An 18,919-nucleotide genomic window follows, 5' to 3' on the forward strand; every position below is an offset into this window, starting at 1 on the left:
ATGTTTATTTTTAAAATTTATAAGATTTTAATTGACTTTGTTCGGAAAACAGAGGAAAATAGATAGCATATTACAGATTTCAGGTAAAGGATGGATACATATGAAGGATATGAAGGAAAAATTCATACGGTTTATGCAGGGAAGATACGGGATTGACCAGTTTTCCAAGTTTCTTCTGATCCTCGGTGTTGTGGTAGTGCTGCTCTCATCGTTTCTGAGCAGGAACCCGGTGGGGCTGGTGTTCTATCTGATCGGCTGGGCGCTGGTTATCTACTGTTATTTCAGGATGTTCTCGCGCAACACATCGAAGCGCTATGCCGAGAACCAGGCGTTTCTGGCAAAGACCTATAAGATCCGGACATTTTTTTCACAGCAGAAGAATATCTGGAAGCAGAGAAGGGTATATCATATTTATACCTGCCCGAACTGCAGGCAGAAGATCAGAATCCCGAGAGGAAAGGGGAAGATCGAGATCCGCTGCCCCAAGTGCAGCACCACATTTATTAAAAAGAGTTGATGCCGGTTCCCGCATAGAAGGGATCTGGCACGGAGAGGAAGAAGAAAATGTCAGATCCATACAGTGTGTTAGGCGTTGACAGAAACGCAACAGATGAAGAGATAAAGAAAGCGTACCGGAGGCTGAGCCGCAAATACCACCCCGATGCGAATATCAATAATCCCCATAAAGATGAGGCGGAGGCGAAATTCAAGGAAGTGCAGCAGGCTTATCAGCAGATTATGGATGAGCGCAACGGCTACTCTTCCCAGGGCAGTTACGGCGGTGCCTCCGGCAGCTCCGCAGGAAGCCGGGGCGGATACGGCGGTTACGACGACTACGGCCCCTTCGGTGGTTTCGGAGGATTCGGGGGATATGGTCCCTTCGGCGGCTTCGGTTCGAATGAATACGGCGGCGGTTATGGTTCCGGAGGATACGGCTCCGGCGGCTCTCAGGGTACAGGACAGAGCGAGGAGGATATCCATCTTCAGGCAGCGGCTAATTACATACGCAGCGGTCATTACAGAGAAGCGCTGAATGTTCTGGATGGCATAAAAGAGAGAAGTGCGCTCTGGTATTTCTACAGTGCGTCAGCCAATTCCGGCGTGGGAAATAATGTCACTGCACTGGAGCATGCTCGTGAGGCGGTTCGCCTGGAGCCGGACAACAGCCAGTACCAGATGCTCCTGCAGCGCCTGGAGAACGGCGGGACCTGGTACGAACAGCGCCGCAACATGTACGGCTATCCGGGCTCCTTTGACAGCAGCTGCTGCGTGAAGCTGTGTGTCGCCAATCTTCTGTGCAATCTGTGCTGCGGCGGAGGCGGACTCTGCTGCGGCGGTTATGGAGGCGGCTATGGCGGCTACGGCGGGTATGGAACATATATGTAGACCATAATAAGGGGAGTTGGAGTATGCAGGCGGAAGAAGTTATAGAGCTGGTTACAGCACTCTGCCGGAAGCATCTGGCAGACTATGCGGTGCTTTACGGATCCCGGGCAAAGGGAACAGCCCGGGAGCGCAGCGATATTGACATCGCAGTATCAGGAGTGGAAGACTTTGACTCGCTTAGTGAGGCGGTAGAAGAGATCCCTACGTTGTATACGGTGGATCTGCTTAATCTGGATACGTGCAGAAATGATTTGTTATTGGAGGACATCCGGCAGTATGGACGCAAAATTTATGAGAAGATATGAGTCCTTTCAGAGGTCTCTCGATTCGCTGGCTGAGGCAAAGGACCGTGACCTGTCAGATTCATTTGTGCTGAGCGGGACAAGCGCCAAGTTTTCTATTACATTTGATCTGGCATGGAAGGTGATGAAGGACATTCTGGTTCAGTATTATGCCATTACGGGATTTATATCAGGTTCGCCGCGGGAAGTGCTGCGGCAGGCATATAAGGCAGAGCTGATCAGCGATGATGTGTGGATGGAAATGCTGAAGGTGAGAAATCAACTGTCACATGATTATGACGGTGATATCGTAAAAGAATTCTGCGGCAGGATCGTGAATATCTATATAGAGCGGTTTTATGAATTTAAAGATACAGTGGAAAAACTGAAAGAAAACTTCCGGTCAGGGGAATAAAATCTCCGACCGGAAGTTTTTTCGGGTATTACTGGTGTTCATTCGTTCCGAGCGCTCGCCCGAGATCATCTTCCGAGCGCTCATTCGAGTTCATCGCAGCGGACAGTTCCGATCCCCAGTGCCCCGGGACCGGTGTGGGTGCCGATGCTCATGGTGAGAGGAAGATAGAACAATTCTTTATCCGGGAAATTGTTCTGCAGCTCTTCTTTGAAGCCTTCCAGTTTTTCTTCATCCATTATGGTGTTGGCAATGCCGACTTTCAGAATCTTCCGCTCCTCCAGATGGGAAAAACGGGAGGCGATGTCGTGGCGTACCGCTTCCACCATTGTTTTAAATGCAGATTTCATCCCTCTTGTCTTGGCAAAGGAATCCAGCTTGTCCCCCTGGATTGTGAGGACCGGTTTTAATTTGAGCACCGTGCCGATGGCAGCGGCGGCTGGAGTGATCCGTCCGCCTTTTTTCAGGTATTCCAGAGTGTCGACGGCGATGTATATGCTGGCGTCAAGCGCCTCCTTTTCGAGGATTTCTTTAATCTCCGAGGCATTTTTACCACGTGCGGCGAGGGTCTGGGCATCGAATACAGACTGCGCCTGGGTGACGGAGATCCGGTGGTTGTCCACCACAAAGACACGCCCGGCAAACTCTTCCTCCCTGGCAAGCATGAGCGCGGTCTGGCAGGTGTTGCTCAGCCCGCTGGACATGGGGATAAAGATTACCTCATCGTGTGTGTGAAGAAGCTCTCTCCACATGGAAACGGCGTCCCCCGGAGAGGGCTGGGATGTGGAAATATCCGCGCCGGATATCTGTTTGTGATAAAATTCGTCCACGCTGATGTCCACTCCCTCATAGTATGTCTTTCCGTTGATGATGACAGGCATCGGAAGTACATGGATCCCAAGCTTTTCGCCCTCCGCCGGCATAATTCCGCAGTTGCTGTCTGTCATAATAGCAATCCCTGACATAATATCCCTCCCTACAAAATCCGTTCATTGACCGTTGTTTTAACACGTGTTAAAATTATAGCAGAACACGTATAGAATAACAATGTACAATAATCGGGAATTGTTAGTTATTTATACAGAAAGGGGAAAGTGTCAGTTAATGGAAGACAAACGGATTACAAAGACAAAAAAATGTTTGAAGAATACTTTGATCCGTATGCTTGATAAAGAGGACTTCGAGCACATTTCAATCACGGATCTCTGCCGGGAGGCGGATATAAGCAGGATCACTTTTTATTCCCACTACGGTGACAAATATGCCCTTGTCAATGAAATATTCAATGACATGCTGGAGATCGGGAAAGAAAAGTATTATCGGAGACAAAGTGAAAATAATCCGAAAAAGCATCTTGTGACAGGGTATGTGAATATTCTCAACAGCATCCTTGACGTATATTACGAACGCTATGATTTCTTCCGGCATACGGATCCGGAGAAAAATCCCTATCTTGCGTCAAGGCTGTGCAGTATTATACTGGAGATGGTGGAGCTTCATACAGATCATCTTCAGCGGCGGCTGAAACTGAAATATTCACCCAAGAGAATTGCCGGATTCATGTGTTTCGGTCTGCTTGGGTTTGTCAATGAATCTCATGAGGAAAAGATCCCTCTTGATAAGATACGGGAGGAGGCGGAGCAGCTTCTTACAGATGTGCTCCGGTCGGGAGTGGTTACTGAAGAAGGAAAGGGAGAGAAGTAGCTCTGGAACAGATGCGGTCTGAATCCACGAAAGTTTCGGGATGGAGTTCTGCTTTATATGGCCCTGAGGATGATGTGAGATGAAAGTATAACAAAAAAATGGAAGCAATGGGGCTCGAACCCATGACCTCTCGCGTGTGAGGCGAACGCTCATCCCGGCTGAGCTATGCTTCCATGACAACTATTATAGCACTTTGCCGGGAAAATGCAACTGCCTTTTTGCTTTGCTAGATTGATTTCATTTTTTAAATAGGGTAAAATAACAGCAGGTGGAAGGAGGGACAAGATGGAACGTTATACAGATATTCTGGGGAAATTAATTCCCGGGCTTGTCGATATTTTTCGTGATAAAACGATCAGCATTATCCTGTATGGCTCGGTTGCCAGGGGGACACAGACAGCTGAATCAGATGTAGATATTGCGGTACTTGTTAAGTCTTATACAAAAGATTTGCATGAGCGGATGATAGATCTTGTTGTAGACCTGGAATTAGAATATAATATAGTCCTTTCTGTGCTTCTTATTGAATATGAAAAATTTGTGGAATGGGAAAATGTAATGCCATTTTATAAAAATGTGAAGAAGGAGGGAATTATATTATGGCCGGCAGCATAAAAGATTTATCGAAATACCGGTATGAACGGGCCTCTGAAGAACTGGAAAATGCGAAGTTAATGTTAGATAACGGTAAATATAAACTTGCGCTTAACCGTTCTTATTATTCCATTTTTCATGGAATGCGCGCAGTAAATGTGTTGGATGAATTTGACAGCAGTAAGCATAGTGGTGTCATCGCTCATTTTAATCAATATCATGTTAAAACGGGTGATTTTTCCAAGGAAGCCTCAAAAATCATCCGAACATCCTCAGAAATGCGTGAACATGCAGACTATGAAGATTTCTTCGTTGCCTCCCGACAGGATGCTGAGGAACAGGTTCAGAAAGCCCAAATATTTCACAAATTTATTACAGAATATCTTCAGAACAAAGGAATATTATAAAATAGGAGAAACTGCTCAAAATAGATGAGCAGTTCCTTTTTATAAGGAGGTTTTTAAGAACACCGCCATTTCACGCGACCGCTAATTTCCCTCAGAAGCAGAAACGCTGTGCCTTCCGGAATCAGCTCCGTACTTGCGGAAAATATGTCTCAGCATTATCACTGCACAGATGGCAAGAACCAGTTCTGCCGTGCACTGTGCATAGGCAAGCCCGTAGAGCGGGAACAGCCAGTTCAGGATAAAGAGCGCCGGGATTTCCAGGACGATCTTTCTCATGATAGCAAAGATCAGGGAGTATTTTCCCAGACCGAGTGCCTGGAATACGCCGACTGCAAGGAAATCCACACAGAGGAAGATCAGTCCGAGTCCGAATCCCTGAAGGAATTTCCCACCGTAGGCTACGATGGCGTCGTTGTTCATGAAAAGACGGATCAGAGCGTCAGCGCCAAAGTGGTACAGAACCATGACCACTGCAAGAACCGGAACCATCAGTTTCAGGGCGAAGAGAATGGTGCCTTTCATTCGTTTCCGGTTGCCGGAGGCAAAGTTATAGCTTACAAGGGGCATGATGCCCTGGGAGAAGCCGAGCGTGACCTGCATGGGAACCATGTAGATCTTGTAGGCAATACCCATGGCCGCCACGGCGTCCGCTCCATAGGCGGCAGTAAAATTGTTCAGAATCGTCATTCCCGTAACGTTCAGCAGGTTCTGGATGGAAGCGGGAATTCCCACGCCGCACACTTCCATAACGATCTGCCTGCGGAAAGAAAATTTTCTCGGGTCGATACAGACGAAGGTTTTTCCTCTCTTCACATAGAGAAAAACGAAAAAGTAGATACACGCCACACAGTTTGAGAGGAAGGTGGCAAGTCCGGCGCCTGCGGCTCCCATGTCGAATCCCCAGGGCAGAATAAAGATGGGATCCAGAATGATATTGAGGAAGCAGCCGCTCATCGTACCGATGCTCGCATGCATTGCCGCGCCTTCGGAACGTACCAGGTATGCCATGACGACGTTGAGAATCGCCGGGGCAGACCCCAGGAAAACGGTCCAGAAAAGATAGCCATGTGTAGCCGTGCGCGTTGTCTCATCCGCACCGATGAGTGTGAGCAGCGGACTCTGGAAGATCGCGCAGAGAATACCGAAGAGGAGCCCGCACACCAGCGAACAGTAAAAGCCGAATGCGGAACTGCGGGACACGGTATCATAATCCTTCCGTCCCAGGGCCCGGCTCATCATGCTTGATGTTCCCACACCGAACAGGTTGTTCACCGCGTTGAATGCGAGAAGCACCGGAGCCGACAGCGAGACGGCGGCATTCTCCACTGAGTTGTTGAGCATTCCCACAAAATATGTATCCGCCATGTTGTAAAGTACCATGACCAGAGAGCTGAACACCATGGGGATGGACAGCTTGGCTACCGCTGCGGGGATGGGCGTTTTTTCAAATAATAGGGTTTTTTGGGCGTCTTCCATTGTTACAGTACCTCCTGAATCTGAAAATTCTGTTCTATAATAAATGGGTTAATTGAATATGGTAAATAAAAGACATAATGAGTGAAAAAAAGAGCGAATCCTTAAATCAAGGATTCGCTGAGTTTCGCAATGCGGAAGAAGAGACTTGAACTCTCACAGGATAAAACTCCCACTAGAACCTGAATCTAGCGCGTCTGCCATTCCGCCACTTCCGCTCGACAAAAGATATCTTATCACATCAGGATATATTTGTAAACCCCTAATTTTATTTTTTTTCAAAATTTTCCCGGGAGTTTCCCCGGCATTTTTCCCGGGATTTTTTGGTGGAGCTTTTTAAGATTTTTTTAGAGCTTATTTTGCGCCGGTTCCACGTTCCGTAGACCCGGGGATAACAGGCGTGTATTGTAAAATCTGTTCATTCTGGTATGATAGAGTACATAGGAAAACGGCGGGATTGCAGATTACAGGAGGCATGCGGCAGCGTGAATGAGACAGGACAGTTCATTTCAAAGAAGAGAAAAGAAAAAGGAATGACACAGAAGGAACTGGCGGAGCAGCTCGGAGTGACGAACAAGGCAGTATCAAAATGGGAAACGGGGCAGGGGCTACCGGATGTGGGAGTCCTCCCAAAACTTGGAGAGACACTTGGCGTATCAGTTGATGAGATCCTGCAGGGCGGTGAAAAACCGGCAGAGGAAGAACCGGCAGAAACAGGGAAAACGGCAGAAACAGGGGAAATGGCAGAAACAGGGAAAACAGTGGAACCATGGAAACAGGCGGAAGACGATGTCAATATGCCCCGGTTTATCTTCGATTATTATAGAAGGAAGCTGAGGAAGATCCGTATCTGTCCGGGAATGATTGCGGGAATACTGTTTTTCTTTCTGTCCGCTGCCTGTGCGGCACTGCAGATCTGGTACGTCCTCAGGGGGAGAAACAGAGGATGGGAATATCTGGCGTCATGGATGCCGTTTGCTGTGAATGGTCTTTTTATATTCGGAATATGGACCGGTGGCATGTGTATCGCCGGACTGCGGAAATGGTGGCTGAAAGCCGGAAGCGTGGCGGCAGCGGCGGTTCTGTTTCTGACGAACATCGGAGCGGGAATTGCCTTTTATCCGGGCGGAAAGGAGATGCTCAGCCTGTCTCCGGATTTCTCTTCCGTGATGTGCCTGAAAGTGGATGAGAACGGGAGAGCAGTATTCTACCGGCAGAGGGGGATCCTTTTCGGCACGGAGGCGGATGTATTCCCGTTTACCGTAGAGGCGGATGTGAAAGTACAATGGCTGACCGGGGATGTCTGCGCGCTGACCTATGAATCTCCTGATGATGGCGGAGTACACCAGTATGTCGCAACTTACGGGGACCGGAACGAATATCCGGCGTCCTCTTACTATTACGTATACAATGCGGTTTACGGAAACTGGCAGGGAGACAGCAGCCATGGCGGATATAGGCTGTCAGCGGGAACAGAGCCTTATGGCGGGATACTTATCGAAACGCCGGAGGGAAGCGAATACTACAGGGAACAGGACTGTCTGCAGTACGGGACGCTTGCCCTGGTGTTCCCAAAAGAGAATCCGAAGTGGACGCTGGTTCTTAACGAGGACTGTGTGATTCAGAGAGGAGAATCATCTGTATCAGAGGGCGGGACGCTGACTCTGTGCAGAGTAGGCATGGATAAGACGGCGCCGGTGATCCTGAGCCGGTAAATTATTTGAAGAGGAGAAAAGTAAAAAGGAAATAAATGAAATTAAAGGATAAGCAAAAATGGAAGAGAATGAACTGAGAAATCAGAAAGAGAAGCAGGAAGAGAATCCGAACAGGAAAAACCGGGCAAATTTTCTGATCCTTGCGGCGGTGCTGCTGGTTGCTGTCGGGGCGGCTGCACTTATATTTTCCCGGAGAGAGCAGACGCTTCGGCAGACCGGGACAGGCGTGTTCCTGGAAGAAGATGGACTGGCCGGGCTGAAGGTGTTTACCGCTCAGGAGGGGGGAAACGGGGATTTCCCGGAGCATGCCACAGTTTCCTGGCTCCGGGCGCAGGTGGATGAAAATGGCGAGATCGGCAGCTTTACACTGACTTTGCAGGAATATGACGGGCAGAACGAATATGTGAAGGATGTCTCCTATCAGTATGACAGCGTAAAAGGCCAGATCAGCCGGACAGAAAATGAGAACACTCTGACCGCATCGTGGTATAATCCAAATGCGGACTTTGATTATCTGGATGAACAGATCCGGAAGATCCCTCTGGCAGATGAGATTGCTCTGCTGGACTTTGACCGCTATTCTGTGGAGTATTCTCCTGATACGCAGATTCAGGAAGGAAAACCGGTGATGGATGGCAGGGAGCGGGAGAGTTTCCCATTGCTTACCTACGAAGAATATCTGCAGGGCGCCGGAGGCGGCAGCGACGGATCAACTCAGGTGGTTATCTCCCTGACAGACGGCAGCGGAGCCACCGGAGAGCGGATTGACTACGTGTTCTCTCCGGCAGAGGAGGAGAGCCTTTCCGGGCACCGGGACACTGTGATGGAGACAGATTACTGGTTTTCCGGCGGAGAACTGATGCTGACGGATGACTACGGAGAAAACTGGATCTCCGCAGGACTTACGGAAGAACAGATCCGGGAAACGGAAGAGGTATACCGGCAGTCCGGGTATCTTCCGGAGAACAGCATCTATGCCGATGGAGATGGAATGTTCGCCCTGATCTATGGAAAAACCCCGACCTTCCGCCTGACACTGGATGGCGGAGAAACATGGACGGATACGGCTTTTGACCTGGATTTTCCGCGCACATGTACGGCCCGTGTGATCGGCTTTCTGGACCGGTCGGAGGGGTATGCGGGACTTGGAACGGACTGGTCCATGGGAACCGGAGGAGCCACGTATGTGTGCCGGACCCATGACGGCGGGCTTACCTGGGAGAGCCGGACAGTTGACATCGGAGATGCACGGATCCTGACAGGGCTTGCATTTGCAGACCGGATGACAGGGATTCTTTCGGCGGAAGATCTGTATGAGGATAACCTGTGGCCCTGCATTTTCCTGACGTCAGACGGCGGGGATAGCTTTTCGGAGATCACCCTTCCCTGGGAGTCGCTTCCGGAAGAGGTGCAGTTCCTGAACCGGGTGGACAGTCTTGCTCTGGAAAACGGTGTGTATACACTGACACTGGGGCAGGGCGATTACGGGAACAAAAAGGTGGAATTTACATCCGGCGACGCTGTTACATGGACTTATGTAAAAAATTATACAGGCACGGTACACACAAGGGGGTAACGGAGAAATGATGAAAGCAAAACACTGGGCGTTATACTGGATTGGAACGATCATTATTGCAGGCGGTTTCTGGGGAGTCGGCTGGTACGAAAGGACGCAGTTCTTTTCCGTGATCAGCGGTGAGATGGGAACCAGAAAAATGATGGCGGCAATCCTCTGTCTTATAACAGCGGTCTTTGCAGCGTTGGTCTGTCTGTTGGGCGGGTTCATTAACCGGAGGAAGAACAGAAAGTATGGAAAGATCAGAGAGTATGCGGAGAATTATCTGAAAAGGCAGGAAGAAGCAGGGACAGTAATCGAAGAAGGCTGTAAAAAATGGATGGAAAAAGAAATGGACCGGAATGCGCTGGCGCAGGCGCTGTGCCTGCTCTGGATGTTCCTGTGGCTTGGCATTTACATCGTGTGCAGCGGGCAGAGATGGAGATTTCCCTCATTTATCATCGCAGTTGTGGCGGGTGTTGTCTTTTACTACTGGAGGCTGATTGCCGTGCAGCGGAAGATCGGGCAGGTGTGCTCCGGCAAGGATACCGCTCTGGAGGGATTCTGGTGCTGTCTGCGGCTGCACAATTTCGGCGGGAAAATGGAGACGAGAATGACAATCCTGGATATGAACATGGCGGTTTGTCTGGCGAATTTGAAGGATTATGAAGCGTCCCGGGAACTTGCGGAACTGATATGGAGTGCGTTTGGCAGAAAACGCAGCAGGGGAGTTTACTATGTCCAGTATCACTTCCTCCAGTGGCGGAATGCATTTGCGCTGCAGGATGAGCAGGAGGCGCAGAGGCATATGGGCTGCGTGGAGAGCGAACTGTCCCGTGTCCCGAAGAATAAATTCTATATCCGGGTAAATGAAAGAATCCGGGAAATCAAAGGTCAGCAGGAGGAATAACAATGGCGGTTGATAAAAGTCTGGTTTCCGGCAGTACAATGATGCTTCTTCTGAAACTGCTCTCAGAGAAGGATATGTACGGCTATGAGATGATTGAGACACTGCGGGAACGGTCGCAGAACGTGTTTGAGCTGAAAGCGGGAACTCTGTATCCGCTGCTCCATACGATGGAGGAAAAAGGAATGCTGGAAGTCTATGAGAGAGAAGCGGGCGGAAAGATCCGCAAATATTACAGCATTACAAAGCAGGGAAGAAAAGTCCTGCGGGAAAGGCAGGAAGACTGGAACACGTATGCCCGTGCCGTCAGAGCGGTGCTGGGATTTGCAGGAGGGGAAGCATGAAGAAAGAGGAGTATCTGGAAATACTGACGGAACAGATCCGCTGCAAAATGGCGCGTGGAGCAGTGGCGGAGGAAATTCGCTGGCATATTGAGGATCAGACAGAGGCGTTCCTGAGCGAAGGGATGGAGAGAAAGGAAGCGGAAGAAGCGGCGGTCCGGGAGATGGGGGATCCTGTGGAAGTGGGGCAGGACATGGACCGGATACACCGGCCGAAGATGGCATGGAGCATGATTGCGCTGATTGCGGCGGTGTCTGTGGCAGGGTATCTGCTGAAGTTCGGCATTGAGCGGGCTGTGGGCATCGAGGGTTCGGGCTGGCTCAGATCCGGCAGGCAGCTTCAGTTTCTGCTCCTCGGCCTGGCTGTCATGGCGGGGATCTGTTTTGTGGATTATACGAGGATTGCACTACGGGCAAGGGAGATTCTGATCGTTTTTTATCTCTGCCTTGTGACAGGAGTTCTCTTTCTCAGGATCAATGTGAATGGCCTGCATTTGTGGATCCGCCTGGGATCTTTCGGCTCCGTGGGGATTGTTCCTCTGCTGTGCCTGACAGTTCCGCTGTATGCGGCAGTCCTGTACCGGTATCGGGGACAGGGATGCGTTGTGGCTGTAAAGGCACTGCTCTGGATGCTTCCGGCTCTTGGTATTGCACTTGCCTGCCCCAGCCTGGCGGCGCTGGTGACGGTGTTTTATTCCTGTCTGATCGTTTTTGCCGTGGCAGTATACCGGAAATGGTTCCGTGTGCCGGTGAAAATCTTTCTCGCCGGGACCGCTGCCGCAGCGGTACTCTGCCCTCTGGCGGGATGCGGATATATCTGGTTTCTCGGAGATACCTATCAGCAGGAGAGGCTGCGGGTGCTTCTGCAGTTTGATTTTTCAGATGGAAATTACCGGATGGAGCTGGTGAGAAATATTCTCGGACAGAGCCGAATGGTGGGAGAAAGCGCGGTGTTCGCAGAACAGGCAAAGGGGCTTGCCATGTCCGAGATTATGATCACCGGAATTGCGGGATATTACGGGCTTGCGGCTGCGGTGCTTCTCGCAGCTGCAGTGCTGGCTCTTTTCCTGGTGTTTCTGCGGATTTCACTGCGCCAGAGAAACTGCCTGGGGATGCTGATGGGATGCGGGTGTACGGCGGTACTGCTTGTACAGACACTGACTTATCTGGCGGTAAATCTGGGGCTGTTCAGTCTGGGAAGCGACTGTCCCTTCGTGTCGGCGGGAGGCAGTTCTACGCTTGTAACGTACATCCTGCTCGGAATTCTGCTGAGCATCTGCCGGTATCAGAATACTGCGCCGGAGATCCGGAAGTTCGCGGGGATGTTCCGGGCGGCGTGAATTATATCAGGAAGGACAAAAGAAAATCAGGGGTATGTCGCACAACTCCGGTCGGAGTCTGGCGGTATGCCCTTTTTGCTTTTTATCTGTCGAAGGCTGTCCCGGATGTTTTATATTTCTGGGGAGACTGTCCGAATTCTGATTTAAAAGCTCTGTAGAAGGAGGAGTAGTTTCCGAAACTGTATTTTTCCACAACTCCCTGGATACTCATACTGTCGGAAAGATCCTGCTTTGCCAGGAACAGCTTCTTCTTTATAATATACTGGTGAATGGACATCCCAAGTTCCTGGCGGAATTTTGCAGACAGATGGGAACGGCTTACATAAAAATAACTGCAGATGTCATTTACAGTAAGAGGATCGCAGATGTGTGTATTGATATAGCTCAGTATCTCGAAAATAAGCAAGCTGTCTTCTTTGGATACTGGTGAAGAGTCGAGAAGGATGGCGGGCTCTACCTCTGTGTTTGTATAAAACAACTTAAATTGCGCCAGATTGACAAGTAATTCAATTACTCCGGCATTTGCCAGGAGATCTGCCCCGTATTTTTTTGAGGAAGAGTTGATGAATATTTTTTCAAGCAGATTGTGGAGAACAGTATATGCAGCAGAGGGAAGCCGGATCTGGGCACTGCTGATTCTTGTGTTCTGAAAGATGGTGGACAGATTTGATTTTGTGGAAGATAATTTTTCAAGATAGGCAGGATTCAGCCACAGGACATATCTTTCGTAGGGATTGTCTGTTGTGGCGTCGATGTGGGCGTAGTGGTTCTGCTCCGGAGAAATGAGTATAACATCGCCAGGAAGAAGATGGTATTTCCTGTTGTCAATAAAATAAGTTACATCTCCGGAAATCAGAAAATAGAATTCGTAGTAATTGTGCTTGTTTGGTACAATTTGTGTAAGCGAATAATCACGGTTGTAATAGATTTCGTAATCTTTAAAACGCATGGGCTGCTTATGATAATAAGGGGATGGTTGGGGTCTGTTCTCGTTCATTTTATGTTCTCCTTTCAAAACCGATATCGGAATTCTGCTGTAATAATATCATAAATATTGCAATTTGTATATACAGATAAAAATGAAAGAAATTGTTGAATTAGCTTAAAAACTTGAATTAATCAAGTGAAAAGATAGATAAAATTATGATTTGAGGTTTGTTAAAAGTATGTGAAGTAAGTTATGATTTTGTAAAAATCAATAATAAATCAAAAGAATGAGAATACAAAACGCAATATATTGAGGACAAATGAAACTAGTAAATCATTTTGGAGAAAGGTACAATTATTTGTGAAAGGAGGGAAACGCCATAGAAATTATAGAAAAGTTTATAAAAGGAAAAATCACGGACGAGTTGTGTGAAGATTGTTATTTTATCTCTGAGAATTTTGTAGCGGTAATCGATGGTGTTACATCAAAATCTGATTTTACGTACAAAGGGAAAACCACAGGAAAACTTGCTGCGGAGATAATAAGAGATGTTTTGGGGAAAATGAAGCGGGAAGATTCCACAGACTGTTTCCTTCGTATGGTTAATCAGAAAATCAACCGATTTTATCAGGAAGTAGAGTTCCCTTATTCCAGAAAAGAGAAGGGACTGCAGGCTGTTTGTGTTGTGTATTCAGACTTTGAGAGGGCCATATGGATGATTGGGGACTGTCAGGCTGCCGTTGACGGCACAGTTTATCTGAATCCCAAGAAAAGCGATGAGATCCTGGCAGAGATGCGAAGCCTCATTCTTCATGTTTTGAAGATGGAAGACGGAGACTGGACGGAAGCACAAACACGTGCGAGAAGTTATATCGAACCATGGATACTGAGAGCCAATGCCTTTGCTAATCGGGCGGATCCGGTATATGGATATGCAGTACTGAATGGAGATGAAATACCGGTGGCTCTTATTAAAAGAATTGAACTGGATGAACGTCCGCATGAAATCATACTTACAAGTGATGGATATCCGAAGGTGAGGTCAAACTTGAAAAAATCGGAGGAATATCTCAGTACAATACTGGAAAAAGACGAGTCATGTTACGAATTGTATCATTCTACAAAGGGAATCAATAAAGGACAGAAAAGTTTTGATGACAGAACCTATATAAGATTTACCGTTTAAGGAAAAGACAGCAGAAAAGAAGAAAGGAAGTCAAAAATGAAAGGAAAGAAAGTATTTGCAGTAAGTTTGACAACATTTTTAGCAGCCACAGCTTTATTTGGCTGCGGAAATTCGGGAAACACACAGACAGAGCAGACAGAACTTAATATGGAAGAGGTGCTGTCAAAAGATCCGACAGGAGAAAAAATTGTAGTGGCTACGAATAATGCGGCGAACGGCAGAGATGTGTGGCTTCTGGAGAATGCTCAGGCAGCAGGTTTTAATATTGAGATTGTACAGCTTGGCGGTGGAGATGTGACGGCGAGAGTTATTTCGGAAGTGAATAACCCGACCATTAATGTGGTGTGGGGGCCTTCAGAAGACCAGTTTACATCTATGATTGATGCGGGGGCACTTGTCAAATTTGAACCTGACTGGGCGGAGGAAGTTGCCGGTGCATCAGAGGAAAACGGTTATTCTTGGCCTTATGAGATACAGCCGAAGGTACTGGTGTGCAATCCGGACGTCTATACAGAAGAGACTGCGCCGAAGCGTTGGAGCGACCTTTGGGAAAAGGAAGAGTTCCATGGGAAATATGCAGTCCCTACATCGTTCGACGGCAACACCAACAGGGCAGTTATCGGCGGCATCCTCGGGCGGTATCTGGATGAGAACGGAGATCTTGGCGTGTCTGATGAGGGATGGGATGCAATACAGCAGTATTTTGACAACGGATATAAGACTCCGGACGGCGAAGATGATTTCGGTAATATGGCATCAGGAAAGGTGCCGATCACATTTACTTTTGCTTCGGGTCTGAAAGACAAGTGCGAGAGCTTTGACATTGATCCCCTGATTATCTATACAGAGGAGGGAGAGCCTACCAATACAAATCAGATCGGTGTTGTTGCAAATTCGAACCAGGAGCTTGTTGAAGAATCCATGAGGTTTGCAAACTGGCTTGGAAGCACTGACGTGATTGGCGCGTATGCACAGGAGAATGGGAATATGGTTACAAACTCGGCGGCAGAGGACAGCATGGTTCCGATCATAAGAGAGGTAAAAGAAAATTATAAGCCGGCAGATGTGGACTGGACATATATTAACTCCATGATGGATGAATGGGTGGCAAAAATTCAGTTGGAAATTTACTAAAAACCGGCAATGCTCAGATGGGAGATTTGCAAATGATTAAATTTAACAATATAGAAATCAGATTTGGCGATTTTGCTGCAATCAGAGATCTGTCGCTGGAAGTGGAAGAAGGCGAATTCTTCACGTTCCTCGGCCCATCCGGCTGTGGAAAGACAACAACGCTTCGTGCCCTGGTAGGATTTATTACTCCTGCCAGAGGCACCATAGAAGTAAATGGAGAAGATATTACCTATAAGCCGATCGAAAAGAGGGGGATTGGCATGGTTTTTCAGAGTTATGCCCTCTTTCCGACCATGACAGTGGAAGAAAACATTACATTTGGCCTTAAGGAAAATAAATGGGAAAAAAGGGCGATTGCGGAACAGTTGAAAAAAGTTACAAATATGGTAAATCTGACAGAGGAACAGCTGAAAAAGAATGTATCCGCCCTTTCAGGAGGACAGCAGCAGAGAGTAGCCATTGCAAGAGCGCTTGCCCTGAATCCGAAGATTATTGTACTGGACGAACCGCTTTCTAATCTGGATGCAAAACTGAGAAAGTCACTGAGAGTAGAACTGAAGAAAATACAGAAATCATCAAACACGACGATGATTTATGTTACCCATGACCAGGAAGAGGCCCTTACCCTTTCGGACAGGATCGCGGTATTTAACAACGGCTGTATCGAGCAGGTAGGGACGCCCCGGGAAGTCTACTATTCTCCACAGTCAGAGTTTGTTACCAACTTTATCGGTGATACAAACCGGCTCAGTGAGGAGATTATACAGGAAATCAACAGACAGAATCCGGGCGCAGATCTGAATCCGAAAGATCATATCTACGTCAGAGTGGAAAATGTAAAAGAGGCTTCTGAGAGGACGCCCGGAGAAAAGTATTATCGGATCCCTGCCGTTTTTGATATGGAAGAGTTTTACGGGATTACAACGAGAAAAACATTTCTGTCAGGCAGATCAGAGATAAAGAGCATGAGCCTGAAAAATGATGAAAAACTGGAAAGAGGAGTGCAGATGGATCTGTTCGTCAATCCGTCCGATTTCATAATATTTAAGGAGCGGTGATTATGAAAAACTTATCGAAAAACTACAGGTTAAGAAGAAATATCGGTTTTGTAATCATTGCTGTGATACTGATCTGGGCGATTTTTACATTTCTGGTTTATCCGAATCTGTCCCTGCTTCGAATCACTCTTTTCCCGGATGGCACATTTGATGTCGCTCCGGTGATCCAGATTCTCAGTTCGGACAGAGTGCTGACAGCCTTGAAAAATTCATTTATTCTGGCAGTAAGTCTGACAATAACGGTAAACATTCTTGGGATTTTTCAGATTTTTGTTCTGGATTACTATGAGATAAAAGGAAATAAGTGGCTGAATATCGCTTACCATTCCCCGCTCATCTGCAACGGAATGGTTCTGGTTACCGCCTATAACTTTATTTTTGGAAGTCAGGGATTCCTGACGGCAAATCTTATGGAACTGTTTCCAAATATGGATCCGTACTGGTTTAGAGGTTTTGGTGCGGTATTGATAGAAATGACATTTGCCGGAACTTCAAACCACATCATGTTTGTAAGAGATTCTTTGAAAAATATCGATTATCAGACAATAGAAGCGGCAGAAAATATGGGTGTGAAAGGCAGGAGAATTCTCACAAAAGTTGTGCTTCCGGTTCTGAAGCCATCTATTTTTGCAGCGTCGATCCTTACATTTATTGTAGGTGTATCTGCATTTGCAACACCACAGGTATTGGGCGGGGAAGAGTTCGAGACAATCAACCCGCTGGTAAGGTCCTTCTCGAGAACGCTGACGACAAGAAATTATGCCGCTGTACTGGCACTGCTCCTGGGAATTATTACAATACTTGTTCTGGTGATCACAAATCATATTGAGAAGAAGGGAAATTATGTATCAATCTCGAAAGTGAAGACACCGTTGAAGAAGACAAAGATACAGAATCCTGTTCTGCGGTGGATCGTTACAGTAGCTGCACACATCATTGCCCTGATCCAGACGGTTCCGCTCCTGTTTGTATTCATATTCTCCTTTATGACAGCAGGCGATCTGTATGCCGGAGAGATGAACATTAAAAACTTTACTTTGAACAATTATCTTATGGTGATTAATTCCACGACAGGTTTGAGACCGGTGCTTACAAGTATGGTATATTCCGGGTTATCAGCTGTTCTGGTTGTCGGTTTCATGTTGGTGATTGCCAGAATTATTACGAAATATAATAACAAACTGACCGGAACTCTGGAGCTTTTCCTGCAGATCCCCTGGTTTCTGCCGGTAACACTGATTGCTCTGGGGCTGATAATGACGTTTGACCGTCCTAATATCCTGACATTTGGTCTGACTCTGACGGGAACGGTCTACATTATGCTGATCGGCTATATTATTATCAGGCTGCCCTACACACTTAGAATGATAAAGGCAGCCTACGCCGGGATTGACAACTCTCTGGAAGAGGCGGCAAAAAATCTGGGCGCTTCTACGGTCAAAACATATATAAAGGTGATTTTTCCGATCATCTGGCCGGAGGTACTGTCGGTATTCCTGCTGAATTTTATCCAGCAGCTTTCAGAATACAATGTGTCTGTATTTCTGTTCCATCCGATGTTCCAGCCCCTCGGCGTAATGCTGAATGTAGCTACCGGTGCTGACTCTACACCGGAATCTCAGATGATGTCTTTTGTATACTCTGTGATAATTATGGTTGTATCGATTGTTATCATCAGTTTTGTATACGGAAGGAAAAGCGCGACGCTGAAAAAGAGACAGTAGAAAAAAAGTAAGGGAGCAGAAAATGGTTAATGATACAGTTTATAAATTTGACGAGCAGTGCAGACCTCTGCCTTATTATGGAAATACGGTTATCAGTTATCTGAATCAGGAAGAAAGTCCGGTATTCCGTGCGGCTGTTGAAGTACAGAACCGGATCAGAACACTGGACTTTTCCGGACATCTTGCATTTCTTCCGCCGGATTCTTTCCATATGACTGTACTGACTCTCTGCCGGGAGATTGACCGGCACACAAAGTATTGGCCTCCGATGGTGCCGGAGGAAGCAAGGTTTAAAGAGGTGGACAGGATTCTGAAAAACATTGTGGATCAGGTACCCTTTCCGGAAGAAATTCTTATGGAGCCGGAAGAGTGTGAGATAACGAAAATTATTTTAAAGCCTGCGGATGAAAAGAGCAGACAAAAGCTTGCTGATTACAGGGATGAAGTTTCAGCAAAAACTGGTATCCGCCATTCCTGGCATGATGGCTTCCGCTATCATCTGTCTCTGGATTATCTGGTAAAGCCGCTTGACCTCAGGCAGGAAAAAGAAAAGGAAAGAGTCTGTGCGGAATTTACGGAGAAGCTGAAAAAAGAAGTAAAGCCGTTTATACTGCCAAAGCCTGATTTTGTTATATTTAATGACATGATGAGCTATGAGACGGATCTGAATCTGAGAGGCGAGAGATACTGACACTGTGGACAGAGGCTGTTGGTCAAAGAAGAATTTGATTCGGCAGTCTCTGCTGTATTTTACCAAAAAAGAGGAGGAAGCAA

20 protein-coding genes and 2 tRNA genes are annotated in these 18,919 nt (G+C 47.3%); 17 read left to right on the top strand and 5 right to left on the bottom strand.

Features of this window, described 5'->3' with window-relative positions; translation table 11 throughout:
• Positions 1-109: 109 nt before the first annotated feature.
• The 4 genes from B5F07_RS10230 to B5F07_RS10245 are packed head-to-tail and all read left to right on the top strand — an operon-like array spanning position 110 to position 2,082.
• Entirely contained in the window at positions 110-517 is a 408-nt protein-coding gene (locus tag B5F07_RS10230; protein ID WP_087161219.1) for a hypothetical protein, read from the top strand.
• Between the two features lie 47 nt (positions 518-564).
• Positions 565-1,386, top strand: a complete 822-nt coding sequence (locus B5F07_RS10235; RefSeq protein WP_087161184.1) for a J domain-containing protein — start codon at positions 565-567, stop codon at positions 1,384-1,386.
• Between the two features lie 23 nt (positions 1,387-1,409).
• Positions 1,410-1,691 (top strand): nucleotidyltransferase domain-containing protein, encoded by a 282-nt coding sequence (locus B5F07_RS10240; RefSeq protein ID WP_087161185.1) that lies wholly within the window; start codon positions 1,410-1,412, stop codon positions 1,689-1,691.
• Entirely contained in the window at positions 1,663-2,082 is a 420-nt protein-coding gene (locus B5F07_RS10245; RefSeq protein ID WP_087161186.1) for an HI0074 family nucleotidyltransferase substrate-binding subunit, read from the top strand. Before B5F07_RS10240 ends, B5F07_RS10245 begins: the two co-directional genes overlap by 29 nt.
• Before the next feature lie 80 nt (positions 2,083-2,162).
• On the opposite strand, the gene B5F07_RS10250 is transcribed toward B5F07_RS10245, so the two are convergent.
• On the bottom strand, positions 2,163-3,044 hold the full coding sequence (locus B5F07_RS10250; protein WP_087161187.1) for a DegV family protein: 882 nt from the start codon (positions 3,042-3,044) through the stop codon (positions 2,163-2,165).
• 139 nt (positions 3,045-3,183) lie between these two features.
• Between B5F07_RS10250 and B5F07_RS10255 the strand changes: the two genes are divergently transcribed.
• Positions 3,184-3,783 (top strand): TetR/AcrR family transcriptional regulator, encoded by a 600-nt coding sequence (locus B5F07_RS10255; RefSeq protein WP_087161188.1) that lies wholly within the window; start codon positions 3,184-3,186, stop codon positions 3,781-3,783.
• Between the two features lie 99 nt (positions 3,784-3,882).
• Here the strand turns inward: B5F07_RS10255 and B5F07_RS10260 are convergent.
• Positions 3,883-3,956: transfer RNA gene (locus tag B5F07_RS10260), tRNA-Val, on the bottom strand.
• 112 nt (positions 3,957-4,068) lie between these two features.
• On the opposite strand from B5F07_RS10260, the gene B5F07_RS10265 reads away from it, so the two are divergent.
• On the top strand, positions 4,069-4,398 hold the full coding sequence (locus B5F07_RS10265; protein WP_087161189.1) for a nucleotidyltransferase domain-containing protein: 330 nt from the start codon (positions 4,069-4,071) through the stop codon (positions 4,396-4,398).
• A complete protein-coding gene (locus B5F07_RS10270; RefSeq protein WP_087161190.1) occupies positions 4,383-4,784 on the top strand; it encodes a HEPN domain-containing protein in 402 nt (133 codons plus the stop codon). The genes B5F07_RS10265 and B5F07_RS10270 overlap by 16 nt, the downstream gene beginning before the upstream one ends.
• Before the next feature lie 81 nt (positions 4,785-4,865).
• Here B5F07_RS10270 and B5F07_RS10275 read toward each other — a convergent pair whose 3' ends face one another.
• Complete coding sequence (locus tag B5F07_RS10275; RefSeq protein ID WP_087161191.1) at positions 4,866-6,260, bottom strand: MATE family efflux transporter; 1,395 nt, start codon at positions 6,258-6,260, stop codon at positions 4,866-4,868.
• Between the two features lie 130 nt (positions 6,261-6,390).
• A tRNA-Leu gene (locus B5F07_RS10280) sits at positions 6,391-6,475 on the bottom strand.
• A 267-nt stretch (positions 6,476-6,742) separates the two neighbouring features.
• On the opposite strand from B5F07_RS10280, the gene B5F07_RS10285 reads away from it, so the two are divergent.
• Genes B5F07_RS10285 through B5F07_RS10305 form a run of 5 tightly spaced genes read left to right on the top strand, consistent with a single transcriptional unit; the run spans position 6,743 to position 12,115 of the window.
• Positions 6,743-7,972: a helix-turn-helix domain-containing protein gene (locus B5F07_RS10285; protein WP_162613107.1), complete on the top strand. Its 1,230-nt coding sequence runs from the start codon at positions 6,743-6,745 to the stop codon at positions 7,970-7,972.
• A gap of 58 nt (positions 7,973-8,030) precedes the next feature.
• A complete protein-coding gene (locus B5F07_RS10290; RefSeq protein WP_242972495.1) occupies positions 8,031-9,548 on the top strand; it encodes a WD40/YVTN/BNR-like repeat-containing protein in 1,518 nt (505 codons plus the stop codon).
• A 7-nt stretch (positions 9,549-9,555) separates the two neighbouring features.
• A complete protein-coding gene (locus B5F07_RS10295; protein WP_087161193.1) occupies positions 9,556-10,437 on the top strand; it encodes a hypothetical protein in 882 nt (293 codons plus the stop codon).
• Positions 10,438-10,439: 2 nt separating this feature from the next.
• Positions 10,440-10,778, top strand: coding sequence for a PadR family transcriptional regulator (locus tag B5F07_RS10300; protein WP_087161194.1), 339 nt, complete (start codon positions 10,440-10,442; stop codon positions 10,776-10,778).
• On the top strand, positions 10,775-12,115 hold the full coding sequence (locus B5F07_RS10305; protein ID WP_087161195.1) for an FtsW/RodA/SpoVE family cell cycle protein: 1,341 nt from the start codon (positions 10,775-10,777) through the stop codon (positions 12,113-12,115). Before B5F07_RS10300 ends, B5F07_RS10305 begins: the two co-directional genes overlap by 4 nt.
• An 82-nt stretch (positions 12,116-12,197) precedes the next feature.
• Here the strand turns inward: B5F07_RS10305 and B5F07_RS10310 are convergent, their stop codons facing one another.
• Positions 12,198-13,112 carry an AraC family transcriptional regulator gene (locus B5F07_RS10310; protein ID WP_087161196.1) on the bottom strand — a complete coding sequence of 305 codons (915 nt, stop codon included), beginning with the start codon at positions 13,110-13,112 and terminating at the stop codon, positions 12,198-12,200.
• Between the two features lie 646 nt (positions 13,113-13,758).
• On the opposite strand from B5F07_RS10310, the gene B5F07_RS23065 reads away from it, so the two are divergent.
• Genes B5F07_RS23065 through B5F07_RS10335 form a run of 5 tightly spaced genes read left to right on the top strand, consistent with a single transcriptional unit; the run spans position 13,759 to position 18,836 of the window.
• Complete coding sequence (locus B5F07_RS23065) at positions 13,759-14,229, top strand: hypothetical protein (RefSeq protein WP_242972496.1); 471 nt, start codon at positions 13,759-13,761, stop codon at positions 14,227-14,229.
• 36 nt (positions 14,230-14,265) lie between these two features.
• Positions 14,266-15,363, top strand: coding sequence for an extracellular solute-binding protein (locus B5F07_RS10320; RefSeq protein WP_087161198.1), 1,098 nt, complete (start codon positions 14,266-14,268; stop codon positions 15,361-15,363).
• 32 nt (positions 15,364-15,395) lie between these two features.
• The gene (locus B5F07_RS10325; protein WP_087161199.1) at positions 15,396-16,421 is read left to right on the top strand and encodes an ABC transporter ATP-binding protein; all 1,026 of its coding nucleotides are present in this window, start codon (positions 15,396-15,398) and stop codon (positions 16,419-16,421) included.
• A 2-nt stretch (positions 16,422-16,423) separates the two neighbouring features.
• Positions 16,424-18,145, top strand: a complete 1,722-nt coding sequence (locus tag B5F07_RS10330) for an ABC transporter permease (protein ID WP_087161200.1) — start codon at positions 16,424-16,426, stop codon at positions 18,143-18,145.
• A gap of 22 nt (positions 18,146-18,167) precedes the next feature.
• Positions 18,168-18,836, top strand: coding sequence for a DUF1868 domain-containing protein (locus B5F07_RS10335; RefSeq protein ID WP_087161201.1), 669 nt, complete (start codon positions 18,168-18,170; stop codon positions 18,834-18,836).
• Positions 18,837-18,919: the final 83 nt, after the last annotated feature.

The organism is Lachnoclostridium sp. An169 (assembly GCF_002160525.1).
In the GTDB taxonomy this organism is placed as follows: domain Bacteria; phylum Bacillota; class Clostridia; order Lachnospirales; family Lachnospiraceae; genus Mediterraneibacter; species Mediterraneibacter cottocaccae.